Genomic DNA, 17,013 nt, shown 5'->3' with positions numbered 1-17,013 from the left:
ATAATACTCGACTTATGAAAAATAAAGCTGCTCAATCTCAAGCTTGGAAAACGGTTCAAATTGCACGTCACCCTGAGCGTCCGCAATTTTTGGATTACGTAGGCGAAATCTTTACTGAATTTGATACCTTGCATGGTGATCGTTTATACGGTGATGATGGTGCAATGGTGGGTGGATTGGCCCGTTTTAACGGTCAACCTGTAATGGTTGTGGGTCAACACCGTGGTCGTAGCACGCGTGAAAAATTACAGCATAACTTTGGGATGTGTAATCCTGAAGGATACAGAAAGTCGCAACGCTTACTTGATATGGCGGAACGCTTTAATCTTCCTGTGTTTACCTTTGTTGATACCATGGGAGCATACCCGGGTATTGGTGCTGAAGAGCGTGGTCAAGCAGAAGCAATTGCAACCAGCTTGGCGCAACTTTCAAGCCTTAAAGTGCCAGTCATTGCAACAGTTTTAGGTGAAGGTGGTTCTGGTGGTGCTTTGGGCATCGGTGTTGCAGATCGCGTTATTATGCTGTCACACAGTATTTACTCTGTGATTTCACCTGAAGGTTGTGCTTCTATTCTCTGGAAAACTGCAGATAAAGCAGAACAAGCCAGTGAAGCACTTGCATTAACTGCTGACAAGCTCAAAGAAATTGGTATTGTTGAATATGTGGTTGATGAAGGTGAGGGTGCTCATTTACATCCTTTTGAGGTTATGGAAAAACTCAAGGATGTGTTAAAACAAGCGCTTGATGAATTACAGCCAATGACTGCGGAAGAACGATGCGAAGCACGTTATCAACGTTTAATGAAGTTTGGCAGCGACAATTTAGGTCTTGCTTCTTAAAACAGTATTCTCAATTTCCTGAAAATACCCGTTTCTTAATCGGATGTAGTGGTGGTATGGATTCCATGCTGTTGCTACATCTGATGGCACAACTTTTTCCCAAGCAAATTCGTGCAATTTATGTCAATCATCAACTGCAAAAAGTCAGTGATGTGTGGGCTGATTTTGTTGCTCAACAATGCACAGCGCTGAATATTCCTTATATTCGTCAGTCGGTTCAAGTCGCTCAAGGCAATCTTGAGAATCAAGCACGTCAAGCACGTTATCAAGCCTATTTACAGCATATCGATGAAAATGAGGTACTGGTTCTTGCACATCATCAGCAAGATCAGGCTGAAACGTTAATGTTGCGTTTGTTGTCAGGTGCTGGGGTTACAGGTCTATCTGCGATGCAATCCATCGATCAGCGCGATCAATTGCTGATTTGGCGACCTTTACTTGATACTTCCCGTGAGCAGATTTGCCAATGGGTTGAGCAACTGCAAATTGATTATGTGGATGATCCTTCCAATTTAGATATACATTATGACCGTGCATGGTGTAGACATGAACTTTGGCATATTTTGCAAAGTCGTTATCCTAAAATGCAGCAAGCATTGGCACGTACCAGCTATTTAATGCAAGATGCTGATGAAATTCTCAATGAGGTGGTACAGCAGGATTTAAGCTTTTGTGGTCATCCTGCACAATTGGATTTAGCCAAGTTGGCCTCTCTTTCCCCTGCTAGACAGCGGCAACTTTTATCGGTATGGATGAAAGGTGAGGGGATATATCGCCCAGCCTTGGATATGGTGCAAAGGCTACAAGATGAAGTAATTGAGTCTAAAACAGATGCGCAAGCTGCTTTACATTGGAATCATTTTTATTATTTACGTTATCAAAATCAGTTGTATCGAATTGAACAAAACCAATATTTAGCATCAAAATCTAAACAATTGCCTCAAGAACAGGAAGTTCAATTTCAGCTTCATCAACAACTACAATTCACATCTGGTGTGTTTCAGATCGAAAGCTCTAAAATGGGCCTGGCTTTTGCATTATTCAATCATAAGCTAACATTAAAGCCGCGTTTGGGGGGTGAAAAAATTCATCTTTATGGCAGAGTCGGTGCTTGGCCTTTGAAAAAAGCCATTCAAGAAGCACATATTTTTCCGTGGATGCGTCATACAATTCAAATATTAAGTGTAGATAATGTTATGCTTGGGGTGTTTACACCAAATGGTTTTTGGTTGGCGCAATCTGAATATTGTGAAGTGGGTGGCTGGCAACCAAATTTAATCTCTGAGTTAAAAACTAAGGTCGAGCGTGATTCATGAGTGCAGCGTTAAATTGTAATATTACTTTCATTGGTGGTGGGAATATGGCACAAGCCCTAATCGGTGGCTTGTTGAGTCGTGGATTACCTGCAACACGTATTACAGTTTCTGATCCCTTTGAAAACATTCGACAATTGCTACAAGAAAAAGATGTTCATGTGACTGATGATAATATCGCAGCAATTAAAAATGCCGATATTGTTGTTTTTGCTGTAAAACCTCAAGTTTTGGGTGGGGTACTTAAACCATTAAAAGGTTTACTCGAAGATAAATTATTGATTTCGATCGTTGCTGGTGCTGAAATTAAAACGATTTCAGACTTAACCGGCAGTGAGCGTGTTGTTCGTGTTATGCCGAATACCCCTGCTTTGGTTCAAACTGGTGCACATGGTATGTTTGCGAAACCAGAGGTCAGTGCTAAAGACCGCGAATTGGCAACACAAGTACTTGCTGCGACAGGTTTAACGCTTTGGGTGAGTTCTGAAGCACAGATTGATGCTGTGACTGCTGTTTCTGGTTCAGGTCCTGCATATTTCTTCTATATGATGGAAAGCATGATTCGTGCTGGAAAAAATATGGGTTTAGATGAAAAGGTTGCGACTGCTTTAACTTTACAGACAGCACTAGGTGCAGCACAAATGGCAATTACCAGCTCAAATGCACCTTCAGAATTGCGTAAAAATGTGACTTCTCCAAACGGCACTACACAAGCTGCTTTAGAAGTATTTGATCGTGCTCAAATTTCTCAAAATATTCAGACAGCTTTAGCTGCTGCGCAGAAGCGTAGTCAGGAACTGGCTCAAGAATTAAGTGACAGCATTAAATAATTATTGATTTTTAGGAACGTTCCAGTATGGGTGCAAATTCTGCGCAAATTTTTGGCATTATTATTAACGTAGCGATTTTGCTCGTATTCTTTCGTTTTTTAATGCAATTGGCCATGGTGAGTCCATACAATCCAGTGGTGATGTCGACAGTTAAAGCGACAAAAATTGTGGATATGTTTGGGCGAATTTTTCCGCCTTTGGCCAAAGGGCGAGTAAATACAGCTGCATTAGTTTTGCTGGTGGTATTATATCTGCTTAAAATTTTTGGAATGATGTACTTGCAAGGTGCAATACCCAATAGTCCTGTACATTTGATCATTCTAACTTTTGTGACCATGATCCAAGACCTGATTCGTTTTTGTCGCTATTTAATTTTTGCGACCATTATTCTCAGTTGGGTGGTGATGTTTACTCAGTCGAGATCACCTTATATTGAAGTCATTCAAGAGCTTGCTGAACCTTTATTGGCGCCGTTCCGTCGTATCATGCCAAATATGGGAATGATTGATCTTTCTCCAATTTTAGCGATTTTGGCATTGATCATTGCTGAAAAAGTTATGGATTATGCTGCGATTGCATTGCTAACAGGTCTTTAATTCACCGGTTTAAATAGTAAAGGACTCAATAGAGTCCTTTTTTTGTGCATGTTAAAAATATAACATTGAGTATGTTTTCAACAAAAGATGATCGCTCCCTAACCCTGTTCTAGAAAGTTAGGGAACGTTTCAAAGGCTTAATGTGCTTCACCCCAATTCTTACCTTGACCGACTTCAACAACTAAAGGTACCGATAAGGTAACGACTTTTTGCATTACATCTTTAATCTGTGCAGCCAACTGATCTGCAATAGCTTCATCAACTTCAAACACCAATTCATCGTGTACTTGAAGTAAAAGTTTGGCCTGGTCTTGAGGTAAAATTTTATTGACTTCAATCATCGCCATTTTAATGATTTCAGCCGCAGAGCCTTGGAGTGGGGCATTAATCGCAGCACGCTCCGCACCTTTACGCACCATCATATTTCGAGCGTCAATATCTGGTGTATATAAACGACGACCTGTAATGGTTTCTACAAAACCTTGTTCCAATGCCACTTGGCGGGTACGTTGCATATACTCATAAATACCCGGATAACGGTGGAAGTATTGCTTAATATAGTTTTGCGATTCTTCACGAGTAAAGCCCAGTTGACGAATCAAACCAAACTCAGACATACCGTACAATAAACCAAAGTTAACGGCTTTGGCTTGGCGGCGTTGATCAGAGGTCACATTTTCCAGCGCGACACCCAAGACCTCAGATGCTGTACGGCGGTGTACATCTTGCCCATTTTGAAAGGCATCAACCAAAGCATCATCTTGTGAGAAATGCGCCATTAAACGTAATTCAATTTGTGAATAATCGGCTGCCAAAAGTACACGCCCTTGAGGTGCAATAAAGGCTTTACGAATCTGACGACCAATTTCTTCACGTATCGGAATGTTCTGTAGATTTGGATCGGTTGAAGACAAGCGTCCCGTTGCTGTTAAGGCTTGATGGTAACTGGTATGTACGCGATGGGTATCGGGATTGGCTTGTTTGACTAAGGCTTCGGTATAGGTACTTCTAAGCTTGGTTAAACCACGATACTCAATGATCAGTTCAGTAATTGGATGATCGATTTTTTCTAAAACCGCTTCAGAGGTACTGTATTGTCCCGTTGCAGTTTTTTTGCCACCTTTTAAACCTAATTTTTCAAATAAAACTTCACCGACTTGTTTGGGTGAACCGACATTAAAAGATTCGCCAGCGATTTCGATAATTTGATTTTCAAGATTTTGAATGGTATTGGCAAAGTCCACACTGAGCTGATCCAAGAAGCTTAGATCAAGTTCAATCCCATTTTCTTCCATGGTCGCCAAAACACTGGCTACTGGCATTTCAATGTGATGTAAGATATTGATCAGTTCAGGGATTTCTTTCAGCTTACGTTCTAAAACTTCATAAAGACGGTAGGTGACATGCGCATCTTCTGCGGCATAATGTCCAGCGGTTTCAATCTCGATTTGATTAAAGGTCTTTTGTTTTGCACCTTTACCAGCAACTTGTTCAAAAGTCGTGGTTAAATGGCTCAGGTAAACGCGCGCAACATCATCCATACCATGGCGTGTTGTCACTGCATTCAAGACATAAGAGGCTAACATGGTATCAAAATACCAGCCTTGTAAATGGATACCGTGATTTTCAAAAATATGTGCATCATATTTTAAATGATGTCCAATTTTTTCAACACTTGGATCTTCAAGAATCGGTTTGATTTGCTGAATAATCGCATCGCGATTGAGTTGCTCAGGTGCACCTTCATAATCATGTGCCAATGGGATGTAATAAGCATCATTGGCATCAAAAGCCACTGAAAAACCGACCATTTCAGCGATACGGTAATCTAAACTTGTGGTTTCAGTGTCAATTGCAAAACGTTTTTCTGTGCTTAAGCGCTGGAAGAGCTTATCCCATGCTTCTTGACTTAAAACAGTATGATAAGTGGCTTCACCAAGGCGGTCATCAACACTCGAACTTGTTGCTTGATCTGTAATTTCATTTTCAACAGGCTGCTCAGTTTTGCCAATACTTTGTGTTGTTTGTTTATAGGCTGGGCTATTGGGATTGTTTGGATGATCTAGCGATTGTAATTGATTACGGAATTCAAGTTCAGTATACAAGTTGCGTAATGCTTCAACATCAGGTTCACACAGCTTTAAATCATCATAGCTCAAGCTTAAATCGAGATCGATAACTATACTTGCCAATTGATGATCAAGTGCAATCCCTTCAACATTGTCTTTTAAACTTTGTCCAACTTTACCTTTGATATTGTCAACATTTTCTAAAATGCCAGCAATCGTACCATATTCATTTAACAGCTTAGCGGCCGTTTTTGCACCAACACCAGGTACACCACGAATACCATCAGAGGCATCACCCATCAAGGTTAAATAATCAATAATTTGATCTGGACGGACGCCAAATTTTTCGATTACACCATCGACATCCATCGGTTTGTCTTTAAAACTGTCTTCAAGGGTCACTTTATCCGTGACCAACTGCGCCATGTCTTTATCACCCGTAGAAATTAAAACTTGATGACCGGCTTTTTCAGCACGTTTTGCCAAGGTTCCAATGATGTCATCCGCTTCAGCACCCGGAAGTGTATGTAATGGAATACCTAAAGCACGAATCAAGGCATGCAAATAAGGGATTTGTTGTGATAATTCTTCTGGCATGCTTGGGCGGTCACCTTTATATATCGGTGACAGTACATGGCGGAAAGTGGGTTCAGGTGTGTCAAAAATAACCGCCATATGTGTTGGTTGCACACGACGCATCAGTTTTTGAATTGCAGAAATTGCCCCGCGAATCGCATTGGTCTGTAATCCAGTTGATGTGGTTAAAGGTGGGAGTGCATGAAAAGCACGAAATAAAAAGTATGACCCATCGACCAATACAAATGGTGGCATTGATATTTTCCTAATTCAAATAACCGCTTTATTGTACGTGATTTTTTGCGCTTGCGAAGATGCAACAGTCATCCTTGTGTTACTGAATATCTGATGAATTCACGTAATCATCAGGCAAGGCTGTTGTATCATCGAGTTACTCAGGATCGAGAAAGATGAAATATGCTCAAAGGGCAGAGTGAAATTCGCATCATTTGGTTAATGATGCTGATCATTATCGCAGTCAGTGCATGGTTTTTGGATGCACGGATATTGACCTACATCTGTGGTTTGGCATTTGTCATGAGTGTGATGCAGTATGTGGATGCGATTCAAGATCCATTGCAACAGATCGCGCAACAGACACGGGTTCCACTGCAAAGCACCTCGAAAGTGCCATTATATGTCTCTTCGATTATTGCTGTTGTAGGTTTAACACTGCATTTGAGTTGGATGGTGGGTTTAGGTCTAACTGCTTGGATTTTCTTTTTCTTACGCTGGTTACGCCGTTTAGAGCGCTATTTGAGCCAAGTTCAATTGCAAATTCAACACTTGAATTTGTCAGAACAACAATCTCCAGATTTAAACCATCCATCATCTATACAACAAAACATCGGCACGCCACAAGATTCGTCTCTAAACTTAATGGGGCAAATTCGTCAATGGATTTTTCAAGGCAATCCTGTTTTGAAAGTTGCAATCTTGGTTTTGGTGATTGGTATTGTGTTATTGCTGCGTTTTGCGACAGAGCATTGGCAATTAAGTTTAGCGGTCAAACTTTCAATCGTTGCCTTGTCTAGTGGTGCAATCACAGCGTTGGGTGTGTTGCTACAAAATAAAAATCGTAGTTTTGCCTTAGCAATAGAGGGCTTGGGGCTGGCAGGATTATTTTTAACCTTATTCTTTGCCTACTACAATCAGGTGATTCCGAGTCTTTATCTAGCAAGTTTGTGTTTTGCTGTAATTATGGCACTGACACTGAGTTTAAGTTTAAAGCAGCAAAGCGTGGAATTGGCATTGATGGCAGTGCTTATTGCTTATATTGCACCATTTACGTTGCCTGTGCGAAATGCAACGGTAGCAGAACTGATGGCTTATTATTTAGTGATTAACATTGCGATTGCTATACTCAGTACCTTAAGACCTTGGAAATATTTAAATCAGATCGGTTTTTTAGTGACTGTAATCATTGGTGGTGGTTATGCGTTCTATCATGGCTATAGTCAAGAAAAACAATCACTCACGATACTTATTCTTGCACATCTCACAGTATTCATTTGGCTTGGTTTTCGATTCAGTCAATTGATCGCCAAACAGGATCTTGAGCAATTTAAACTGAAACCCAGTTTAGATGTTGCATTGATTTTTGGCGCACCGATTATTGGCTATTTGTTTTTATATTTAATGTATTTTCACCAAGAACTGATCCTTGCTGGTTTTAGCCTTGGTTTTGCTGTGGTGTTTGCTGGGATTTATCAGCTTTCAAAACGTAACCAATCTATTCAACTGATTTCTCAAAGTTATTTTAGTTTGGCATTGATTTTTATTGCTTTAATTCCACCGATTCTTCTGCATGGTCAGTGGAGTGTGGTGGGTTGGGCTGTTGAAGGCCTCTGTATTTTTGGTTTTGCTTTATATCGACAATCGGTGATCAGTCGTTATATGGCGATTGCCTTGTTGATTGTTGCAGGCTGTTCAAGCCTTTATTACTTGTTTGAATTGCCTGATTTTCCAACCACGATGTATTGGTGCTTAAGTTTAAGTTATATCGCCGTGGTGTTATTGGCAAATAGCCATGATGATTTTCGCAAACAGATCAGTTCAATAACGACCTTGTTTTTAAGCCTGCTGATGATTTCTGCAACCACGATGATTCTTGCATTATTGCTTGATCACTTAGAGGGAGAAAATCGATATATATACACTGTATTGATTGTGGTTATTGCTTATCTGTTGATGAATGAGTTGATGTTATGGCTAAAGGCCAGATCAACATGGTTGATTGCAAAATGGATTGGGGTAATTCCCGTCTATGTATTTACACTCATTTTATTATTGGATATTAGTAAAAATGGCATGTTGCTATGGACCAGTGATATTGAACGATGGGGTATCGCAGTTTCAGGTTTAGTGCTAGCGGCAGTCTGGTTAAGACCTGCAAAAGGGCTACAGTTTGAAAGTGAATGGCTCAGTTTAGGTGTTTTAATCAGTTTAAGTCTAAGCAGTCTTAGTTTAATTGCAACGATGCCTTATATCAGCGTGGTAATTTTACCTTTAGTGTTTTGTGGATGGTGCTTCTTTCAGAAAAACTCAGAATGGACGATGTTTTGGCAAACGCGAAGCAGTTTGTTACTGATGTTAATTTGGATGATTTGTTCTCAGCTATTTTCACAACAAGCATTTCAAGGATATTTATTACCAATCTTAAATCCCTTTGATTTGGTTAGTATCGCCATGTTAATTGGTTTTTTCTGGATGCTGAATCTTCAATTTAAACACGGTTTAAAGCCGGGAATCGACCATGGAATACTTGCAGTGCTGTGTGTTTTAAGTTTGTTATGGCTGAGTAGCTATATCGTTCTAAGAGCCTTACATGTGTATTTTGCTACACCTTATAACCAATTGAGTCTTTGGCAAGATGCCACTGCGCAACTGAGCCTAACCTTACTTTGGGTGAGCTTAGCCTTTATTGCGATGAGCTTTGCTAGCCGTAAGTTATTACGTCCTTTATGGATTTTAGGGGGAAGCATTTTGGTGATTGTCACCTTAAAATTGGTACTGTTTGATTTATCTCATATTGGAACGTTAACGCGTGTGATTTCTTTCTTGGGCGCGGGTTTTGTGATGCTGATTATTGCTTATATTGCCCCGATTCCAGAGCAGAAAAATTTAAATCCTTAATTATGAATTGAGCGATATTTAAGTTATTCAGGTGAAAGTAAAATAAAAGAGGCGTCTACCAACTCGTAGACGCCTCTTTTTTAATTCAAGGATTGAAATGCTTAAAGAATTTCAATCGCTACAGCAGTTGCCTCACCACCACCAATACAAAGGGCAGCAATACCTTTTTTCCCACCAGTACGTTTTAAAGCATGAATCAAGGTCAGGATGATGCGTGAGCCTGTAGAACCAACAGGATGGCCAAGGGCACATGCACCACCATGAATATTGACTTTTTCAGCGTCCAATTTAAATTCATCGATAGGGCACATAGTAACCATAGCAAATGCTTCATTGATTTCCCATAAGTCAACATCTTGAACATCCCAACCGGTTTTATTCAGTACCTTTTGGATTGCACCTACTGGAGCGATGGTAAATTCAGAGGGATGTTGTGAGTTTGAAGCATAGGCAACAATTTTTGCTAAAGGTTGAAGACCTTTTGCACGAGCATGATCCGCAGAGGTTAAAACCAGTGCAGATGCACCATCTGAAATTGAACTGGCATTGGCTGCAGTGATCGTTCCATCTTTGGCAAACGCAGGGCGTAAGCTAGGGATTTTGTTGATATTGGCATTAAATGGTTGTTCATCTTGATCGATAACAACATCGCCTTTACGGCTTGAAACTGTGACAGAAACGATTTCGTCTTTAAACCAACCTTCAGTAATGGCTTTTTGTGCGCGTTGTAAAGAACGAATCGCAAAATCATCCATCTGTTGACGGGTATAGCCTTTACTATTTGCCATATCTTGGGCAAAAGACCCCATTAAACGACCTGTTTCAGCATCTTCTAGGCCATCAAAGAACATATGGTCTTTTACTTCGCCATGGCCCATGCGATATCCGCTACGTGCTTTTGGCAAAAGATAAGGTGCGTTGGTCATCGATTCCATACCGCCAGCAACAATCACATCTGCTGAACCTGCTTTGATTGCATCCGCAGCCTGCATAACTGCTTTCATGCCTGAACCACACAATTTGTTAATGGTTACAGCACCAGTTGAATCAGGTAAACCAGCTTTGCGCATCGCTTGGCGTGCTGGGCCTTGTTTTAAACCCGCAGGTAAAACACATCCCATAATGACTTCTTGTACATCATTTGGTTGTAAGCCAGCACGGGCAATGGCTTCTTTAATCGTCGCAGCACCTAGTTCTGGCGCAGTCAAACTGGTCAGGCTTCCTTGAAAACCACCCATAGCTGTACGTGCACCATTCACAATTACGATGTCAGTCATTGTTTTAATCTCCAAATGATTATTCTGTGAATATATCCAAAACCTAAGCAGTATATAAAAAATAGTATAAGAATAAAGTCTCGCGATTGAATATATGCTGACCGTAGAGAACAGTTTTTAACATTCAGGTGGTGGCCCTAAATTTATTGCACCCATTCGTCCGATTTTGTAGCGCTTATGATTTTCTGCATCATATTGGCTACAATAATAGAAACTTCCAGGTGAACCTCTGGGTAAACCTGTATCACCTTGTAAAGTCAATACATCTCTACTGCTGGCACTTCCGACCCACGTCAGCTTACCATATTTAATTTTATTTTCAGTTTTGAGGAGTATGTGGTCATCCTCATCAATCTGCTTGTTTTTATTTTTGTCTGTAAAAATAAGTAATCCTTTGTTCCATTTATCTTTTTCACATCGAATTAAATCTTCAGATGAGCAAATCACTACAGTGGTATGTCGAACTAAAGCTTGACTTCTTGCATAAGAAACATGCTGTTGAATATGTGTGGAAATGATTCTAATCTCTTGTTTTTGCATCCAATTATGATAATGGGGCAAACAGATTAAGCAGATAATTGTAAGGATACAAATAGTGGTAATAAGCTCGAACAAGGTAAGACCTCGCGCTTTACAATAAAAATACATCTTTGGGTCTTCTGTTAAGTCTTGTTTTTTATTTGAAAAATAATGATTTTTCTATTAAATTTAATTGAAATGTTAACGTAGTAAAATATTTATTACTATCAGTTTCTTTTACTGCTAAAATGCACGTAGCAAAAAGATAAGCGATCCACGCAAAAAAATTGAGTAAAAAGTTACCGAATTACAACGGAAATTGTAAGTAATTTTGTCAATAATTTACTTGATTAAAGTTATCAAGCACTTGGAAAAAGCCTCAAGTGTTTGTATGATTCAACGTGAGTAGCTTAAAAATAATACTGGGGTATTAAAATTTATCTCAGGATAGCCAATAAATTTTAGGCTAAGCTTGAACAACAATTGTTATCTCTGGAGGATATCCATGAAATTGAGTCGTATCGCACTTGCTATGCTTGTTGCCGCTCCATTCGCTGCTGCTAATGCTGGTGTAACTGTTACACCTTTACTACTTGGTTACACTTTCCAAGACACTCAACACAACAATGGTGGTAATAAAGGCGAGTTAACTAACGGCCCTGAATTACAAGACGATTTATTCGTTGGTGCTGCACTTGGTGTAGAACTTACTCCATGGTTAGGTTTTGAAGCTGAATATAACCAAGTTAAAGGTGATCTTGACGGTACTGGCGTAGCTGGTTCTGAATACAAGCAAACTCAAATCAACGGTAACTTTTATGCTACTTCTGATTTGATCACTAAAAACTATGACAGCAAAATCAAACCGTATGTATTGTTAGGTGCTGGTCATTACAAGTATAAACTTGATGACATGTCTTACCATAACAACGAAGAAGGTACTTTAGGTAATGCTGGTGTTGGTGCTTTCTGGCGCTTAAACGATGCTTTATCTCTTCGTACTGAAGCTCGTGGTACTTATAACTTTGACGAAAAATTCTGGAACTATACTGCTCTTGCAGGTCTTAACGTAGTTCTTGGTGGTCACTTGAAGCCTGCTGCTCCTGTAGTAGAAGTTGCTCCAGTGGTTCCAGTTGCTCCAACTCCAGTTGAACCAGCTCCACAAGTTCTTACTGAAGATTTGAACATGGAACTTCGTGTGTTCTTTGATACAAACAAATCAAACATCAAAGATCAATACAAGCCAGAAGTTGCTAAAGTTGCTGATGCGTTAACTACATTCCCGAATGCGACTGCTCGTATTGAAGGTCATACAGATAACACTGGTCCACGTAAGTTAAACGAACGTTTATCTTTAGCTCGTGCTAACTCTGTTAAATCAGCGCTTGTAAGCGAGTACAACATCGATGCATCTCGTTTGTCTACTCAAGGTTTCGCTTGGGATCAACCGATTGCTGACAACAAAACTAAAGAAGGTCGTGCTATGAACCGTCGTGTATTCGCGACAATCACTGGTAGCCGTACTGTAACTAAATAATCCTTTATTTAGTGAATAAAAAAGCGACTCAATTGAGTCGCTTTTTTATTTAAAGTCCTTATAATTCTAGAATATCTAAATAAAATTGAATCAGAATTTAATAATTACAGGTTAACGATGAAATATATCATTTTAGGACTGGTACTCATGGCATTAAATGCCTGTACGTCGACACCAATAGATTCAAATCGTGTTTCAATCCAAAAACAATATCCAAACGAAGTGAAGTCATTGAAAAATGGGCTGTCCATATATTTTCAACCGAAATCGACAGACATTGAAGCTGAGTATAAACCTGCTTTATCTGTTGCCTCACAATTATTGAAAGACAATAAAAATTTTGTTCTTTACATTGAAGGTCATACAGACAGTACTGGTTCTTTGGCTGCAAATAATAAAGTTTCTTTAACACGCGCAAATATTGTCAAAGATTTTCTCTTAAACGAATATCAGGTCAATCCAGAGCAATTGATTACGCTCGGTTTAGGACCAACCAAGCCAATTGCTGATAATAAAACAGCTGAAGGTAGAGTGAAAAATAGGCGAGTAACGGTGACTTTAAAAATTAAGTAATTTCGATAAAGCCTCTCAATTTGATCTTATAGCGTTATAATTGTTGATTGTGATTTCTACAAGTTTGAAAATTGAATGAGTGTGCAACTGCCTAAAGCCTTATTAGACCTCGAATCAAATTGCGGAATTTTTGCTGTTTGGATGTTATTGCAAAATTACTCAATTCAGTTAGATATTCAACAGCTAGTTAAACTTTGTCATCACGATGCAGAGGATGGCACTTTTACGATTGGCTTAGCTGTTGGGTTAAAAAAATTAGGTTTTGATCTGTCTTTTTATACAGATGAAGACTCGAATATTCATGAAAAAGAAATCGTCCGTTATCAAGACGCGAAGAAGTTAGGGTTGCAGATTAGTCCAGCGCTAAGCTATCAAGAAATTCAAGCCTATATTGAACAAGGGTGTAATATCATTGTTTTTTATGACACTTTAGAAGGCGTTGGAAATCATTCGTTGGTTTATTCGATAAATGATCAGGAAATTTGTTTCTATGATAATTTTGATGCCATGCCGAAAGCTGTCTTTGAACAACAACGGTTAGCTGAAGGAATTTGTCAGCAAGCAATTGTGATTTATCCCAATATTCCAGCTGTGCGTTATTGTTAATTTAATTAAAAATGTGAATCTCAGTAAATCGAAATTTACTGAGATTCATGATAAAAATTGAGGGTTATTTTAGCTTTAGCCTTTAATACACAATACTTGTTTTAGTGTATGAACCACATCAATCAAATCATTTTGATTGGCCATAACTTGATGAATATCCTTGTAGGCACTTGGAATCTCATCAACCACACCTTTATCTTTACGGCACTCAACGCCTACTGTTTGTGCAATCAAATCTTGCTGATTAAACAAGTGTTTGGCTTTAGAGCGACTCATTTTACGTCCTGCGCCATGTGAGCATGAACAAAACGAATCTGGATTACCTTTGCCTTTAACGATAAAAGATTGCGCGCCCATTGAACCGGGGATAATCCCGTATTCATCGAGCCCTGCACGAATTGCACCTTTACGTGTAACAAAGACGTCTTCACCAAAGTGAAGTTCTTTCTGTACATAATTATGATGACAGTTAATCGCTTCTTTGGTCATTTGAAAACTTGGTAATAAAGGGCGAATCGCTTCTAAAATTAAACGCATCATTTCACGTCGGTTTTCAAAAGCATATTCTTGTGCCCATTCTACAGCTTCTACATAATCATCAAAATTTGTCGAACCTTCTGCAAAGTAGCTTAAGTCTTTATCAGGCACGTGACCAAAACGATGTTGCGCTTCTTTCTTGGCACGTTCGATAAAGTAAGTGCCAATCACATTACCTAAGCCACGACTACCTGAATGCAGCATGACCCAGATATCATCATTTTCATCAATACACAGTTCAATAAAGTGATTACCACCACCTAAAGTCCCGAGTTGCTTTTGCCATGTAACATCAAAACTGCGTAACATGCGTTTTAAAGCAGGGTGTTTGTCTGTAATACGCTGGAGCTTTTTATCTAAGGGGGAAAGTGTTGAAGCCTTAGCTTTGATTTGTTTGTGCATTTCAAAGCCGACAGGCACTTTTCTTTCAATAGCATTGCGTAAAGTGCTTAAATTATCGGGCAGCTGAGATGCTTTTAGACTAAGTCTTAATGCATTCATACCACAACCAATATCCACGCCAACTGCAGCAGGAATGATGGCATTCTTAGTGGGAATAACACTTCCCACGGTTGCGCCTTTACCCAAATGTACATCTGGCATGACTGCGATATGTGAATGAATAAATTGCAATTGTGCCATTTTTCGCAGTTGGGTTAGGCTTTCTTCATCCACATCTTTTGTATAAATTTTTACAGGAACGCCATATTCTGCTTTGGCGTTTAAAATCATTTGTATGCTCATTTTTTTTCTCGAAGCAAATTTTTTTATTGTCCGAAGGCGGTTACAACACTATTGTCAAAGTAATGATCGATTCAAATTTTAAAGACAATAAAAAACCTAGCGAATGCTAGGTTTGACTGACATTCGGACACTTTGATTAATTCAGTGCCCGTGAGTAGACGACTGCTTAATCTTAATTTAAAGTTTTCTCAAGTTGATGCATGTCGTACTCCTCTACTTTTTGATTTAAAATCAAAGGTGAAAATTCTGATTGGAAATGATCCAATGGGCGTTATTCTATAAAGAAAAAAAACTTTGTCAATCAAACATAGCCAATTAATTTTTAATTCACGTTGAATTGCTGTTATAAAAAAAACAATAAAGCAGCTAAAAAGCTGCTTTATTTACATCAAGTGATTTACTCTTTTTCGACTTGAATGGGTTGTACATCCATCTGATCATAAGCGATCAATTTAGATTTGTGTTTCCATTTATAGCCAAGCCAGATAACAAGGAACAGCGGAATACTAATATAAGTAGACAACACACTCATCCATTTTCCATCAAGCACAGCTTCTGCATTTTGGCCAAGTATAATGATGGCACAAAGAATAAATGCAAACCATGGACCAAAAGGGAAGAATTTTGCACGATACGCAAGATCTTCAAGTTTATAGCCTTGAGCCAAATAACCTTTACGGAAGCGATAATGTGAGATTGCGATACCTAACCAGACAATAAAACCGCACATACCTGACATGTTTAACAGCCACGTAAACACGACACTTTCACCAATAAAGGTGGTTAAGAAACACAGTGCCGCAATTGCCGTTGTTGCATACAGTGCATTCATAGGTACACCGCGAAGATCGAGTTTAGAGAAAACTCGTGGCGCTTTACCTTCACGTGCCATATCAAACAACATACGTGTTGATGAATACATACCTGAGTTACCTGCAGACATAATTGCAGTCAAAATCACCGCATTCATTAAGCCTGCTGCAAATGCTAAACCTGCTTTTTCATATAACAGGGTAAATGGTGACAGGGTAATGTTTCCATCACCTTCCGCAGCAAGTGCAAGGTTTGGATCTGTATACGCAACCAATGTACCAATGATAAAGATACACAAGATATAAAATAAAAGAATACGCCAAAAGATTTGTTTAATAGCGATTGGAATGGTTTTTTTCGGATCTTTAGATTCACCTGCTGCAACACCGACCATCTCTGTCCCTTGGAACGAGAATCCAGCGATCATGGCCACACCGACTAAGGCTTGAAAGCCACCAACAAATGGCGCTTCACCAACGGTCCAATTCTTGGTAATTGAATCTGTTGGATCTAACATGATTTTACCAATCATGAATAAGCCAATGACAATAAAGAAGATGATGGCAATCACTTTAACCAGTGAAAATAAAAATTCACTTTCACCAAAGCCTTTTACAGTTAAGGCATTGATACAGAAGATAATCGCAAGGAATAGCGCACTCCACCAAAAGCCAGGGATGTCTGGAAACCAAAACTTCATGATGAATTGAACGGCAACCAATTCAAATGCAACGGTAATGGCCCAGTTATACCAGTAGTTCCAACCGAGTGCGAAACCAAAACCTTCTTCTACATACTTATTACCATAGGTAAAGAATGCACCTGATGTTGGATTGTGGGTTGCAAGTTCACCTAAACTGGTCATCAAGAAATAAATCATGATACCAATCAGGACATAAGCAAGTAATGCACCACCAGGTCCAGCAGTGGCAATCGTTTGACCAGAAGCAAGGAATAACCCTGTACCAATAGAACCGCCAATGGCGATCATGTTTAAATGTCGTGCTCCAAGCTTACGCTGGAGTTGAGGATGATCTGTTTCGCTCATC

At 39.4% G+C, this 17,013-nt stretch carries 13 protein-coding genes; 8 read left to right on the top strand and 5 right to left on the bottom strand.

Features of this window, described 5'->3' with window-relative positions:
- The first annotated feature begins 14 nt into the window (after positions 1-14).
- From PYV58_RS18560 to PYV58_RS18545, 4 genes are read left to right on the top strand one after another with little or no spacing between them, the layout of a single operon-like run.
- On the top strand, positions 15-839 hold the full coding sequence (locus PYV58_RS18560; RefSeq protein ID WP_004819131.1) for an acetyl-CoA carboxylase carboxyltransferase subunit alpha: 825 nt from the start codon (positions 15-17) through the stop codon (positions 837-839).
- Positions 776-2,155: a tRNA lysidine(34) synthetase TilS gene (gene tilS, locus PYV58_RS18555; protein ID WP_081407349.1), complete on the top strand. Its 1,380-nt coding sequence runs from the start codon at positions 776-778 to the stop codon at positions 2,153-2,155. Before PYV58_RS18560 ends, tilS begins: the two co-directional genes overlap by 64 nt.
- The gene (proC, locus tag PYV58_RS18550) at positions 2,152-2,982 is read left to right on the top strand and encodes a pyrroline-5-carboxylate reductase (protein ID WP_004819135.1); all 831 of its coding nucleotides are present in this window, start codon (positions 2,152-2,154) and stop codon (positions 2,980-2,982) included. The genes tilS and proC overlap by 4 nt, the downstream gene beginning before the upstream one ends.
- A 26-nt stretch (positions 2,983-3,008) precedes the next feature.
- Positions 3,009-3,578, top strand: coding sequence for a YggT family protein (locus PYV58_RS18545; RefSeq protein WP_004723028.1), 570 nt, complete (start codon positions 3,009-3,011; stop codon positions 3,576-3,578).
- A 137-nt stretch (positions 3,579-3,715) separates the two neighbouring features.
- Here PYV58_RS18545 and polA read toward each other — a convergent pair whose 3' ends face one another.
- Positions 3,716-6,478 carry a DNA polymerase I gene (gene polA, locus PYV58_RS18540; RefSeq protein WP_034609980.1) on the bottom strand — a complete coding sequence of 921 codons (2,763 nt, stop codon included), beginning with the start codon at positions 6,476-6,478 and terminating at the stop codon, positions 3,716-3,718.
- Positions 6,479-6,640: 162 nt separating this feature from the next.
- Between polA and PYV58_RS18535 the strand changes: the two genes are divergently transcribed.
- Positions 6,641-9,358: a DUF2339 domain-containing protein gene (locus PYV58_RS18535; protein ID WP_034609982.1), complete on the top strand. Its 2,718-nt coding sequence runs from the start codon at positions 6,641-6,643 to the stop codon at positions 9,356-9,358.
- A gap of 101 nt (positions 9,359-9,459) precedes the next feature.
- Here PYV58_RS18535 and PYV58_RS18530 read toward each other — a convergent pair whose 3' ends face one another.
- Together PYV58_RS18530 and PYV58_RS18525 are read right to left on the bottom strand one after the other, a co-directional pair.
- A complete protein-coding gene (locus PYV58_RS18530; RefSeq protein WP_034609984.1) occupies positions 9,460-10,635 on the bottom strand; it encodes a thiolase family protein in 1,176 nt (391 codons plus the stop codon).
- Positions 10,636-10,752: 117 nt separating this feature from the next.
- A complete protein-coding gene (locus PYV58_RS18525) occupies positions 10,753-11,175 on the bottom strand; it encodes a GspH/FimT family protein (RefSeq protein WP_227504201.1) in 423 nt (140 codons plus the stop codon).
- A gap of 484 nt (positions 11,176-11,659) precedes the next feature.
- On the opposite strand from PYV58_RS18525, the gene omp38 reads away from it, so the two are divergent.
- From omp38 to PYV58_RS18510, 3 genes are all read left to right on the top strand, one after another.
- Positions 11,660-12,691 carry an outer membrane protein Omp38 gene (omp38, locus tag PYV58_RS18520; RefSeq protein ID WP_034609990.1) on the top strand — a complete coding sequence of 344 codons (1,032 nt, stop codon included), beginning with the start codon at positions 11,660-11,662 and terminating at the stop codon, positions 12,689-12,691.
- A 117-nt stretch (positions 12,692-12,808) separates the two neighbouring features.
- A complete protein-coding gene (locus tag PYV58_RS18515; RefSeq protein ID WP_004819146.1) occupies positions 12,809-13,264 on the top strand; it encodes an OmpA family protein in 456 nt (151 codons plus the stop codon).
- Positions 13,265-13,339: 75 nt separating this feature from the next.
- Positions 13,340-13,870, top strand: a complete 531-nt coding sequence (locus PYV58_RS18510; protein ID WP_034609993.1) for a cysteine peptidase family C39 domain-containing protein — start codon at positions 13,340-13,342, stop codon at positions 13,868-13,870.
- A 75-nt stretch (positions 13,871-13,945) separates the two neighbouring features.
- Here PYV58_RS18510 and PYV58_RS18505 read toward each other — a convergent pair whose 3' ends face one another.
- Both PYV58_RS18505 and PYV58_RS18500 read right to left on the bottom strand, forming a co-directional pair.
- Positions 13,946-15,151 carry an RtcB family protein gene (locus tag PYV58_RS18505; RefSeq protein ID WP_034609996.1) on the bottom strand — a complete coding sequence of 402 codons (1,206 nt, stop codon included), beginning with the start codon at positions 15,149-15,151 and terminating at the stop codon, positions 13,946-13,948.
- 397 nt (positions 15,152-15,548) lie between these two features.
- Positions 15,549-17,012, bottom strand: coding sequence for an amino acid permease (locus PYV58_RS18500; protein ID WP_004723010.1), 1,464 nt, complete (start codon positions 17,010-17,012; stop codon positions 15,549-15,551).
- Position 17,013 lies beyond the last annotated feature (1 nt).

Origin of the sequence: Acinetobacter sp. TAC-1 (genome assembly GCF_029025845.1) — a bacterium.
Classification (GTDB): Bacteria; Pseudomonadota; Gammaproteobacteria; order Pseudomonadales; family Moraxellaceae; genus Acinetobacter; species Acinetobacter guillouiae.
The sequence above is the reverse complement of the archived record's forward strand: the minus strand, read 5'-3'. Positions and strand labels throughout refer to the sequence as shown.

What these genes read in the sequence shown, in the direction of transcription:
- PYV58_RS18500 (WP_004723010.1), bottom strand. Translation starts at nt 17,012, where the DNA reads ATGAGCGAAACAGATCATCCTCAACTCCAGCGTAAGCTTGGAGCACGA.
- PYV58_RS18510 (WP_034609993.1), top strand. Translation starts at nt 13,340, where the DNA reads ATGAGTGTGCAACTGCCTAAAGCCTTATTAGACCTCGAATCAAATTGC.
- omp38 (WP_034609990.1), top strand. Translation starts at nt 11,660, where the DNA reads ATGAAATTGAGTCGTATCGCACTTGCTATGCTTGTTGCCGCTCCATTC.
- PYV58_RS18505 (WP_034609996.1), bottom strand. Translation starts at nt 15,151, where the DNA reads ATGAGCATACAAATGATTTTAAACGCCAAAGCAGAATATGGCGTTCCT.
- PYV58_RS18530 (WP_034609984.1), bottom strand. Translation starts at nt 10,635, where the DNA reads ATGACTGACATCGTAATTGTGAATGGTGCACGTACAGCTATGGGTGGT.
- polA (WP_034609980.1), bottom strand. Translation starts at nt 6,478, where the DNA reads ATGCCACCATTTGTATTGGTCGATGGGTCATACTTTTTATTTCGTGCT.
- PYV58_RS18560 (WP_004819131.1), top strand. Translation starts at nt 15, where the DNA reads ATGAAAAATAAAGCTGCTCAATCTCAAGCTTGGAAAACGGTTCAAATT.
- PYV58_RS18515 (WP_004819146.1), top strand. Translation starts at nt 12,809, where the DNA reads ATGAAATATATCATTTTAGGACTGGTACTCATGGCATTAAATGCCTGT.
- tilS (WP_081407349.1), top strand. Translation starts at nt 776, where the DNA reads ATGCGAAGCACGTTATCAACGTTTAATGAAGTTTGGCAGCGACAATTT.
- PYV58_RS18535 (WP_034609982.1), top strand. Translation starts at nt 6,641, where the DNA reads ATGCTCAAAGGGCAGAGTGAAATTCGCATCATTTGGTTAATGATGCTG.
- proC (WP_004819135.1), top strand. Translation starts at nt 2,152, where the DNA reads ATGAGTGCAGCGTTAAATTGTAATATTACTTTCATTGGTGGTGGGAAT.
- PYV58_RS18545 (WP_004723028.1), top strand. Translation starts at nt 3,009, where the DNA reads ATGGGTGCAAATTCTGCGCAAATTTTTGGCATTATTATTAACGTAGCG.
- PYV58_RS18525 (WP_227504201.1), bottom strand. Translation starts at nt 11,175, where the DNA reads ATGCAAAAACAAGAGATTAGAATCATTTCCACACATATTCAACAGCAT.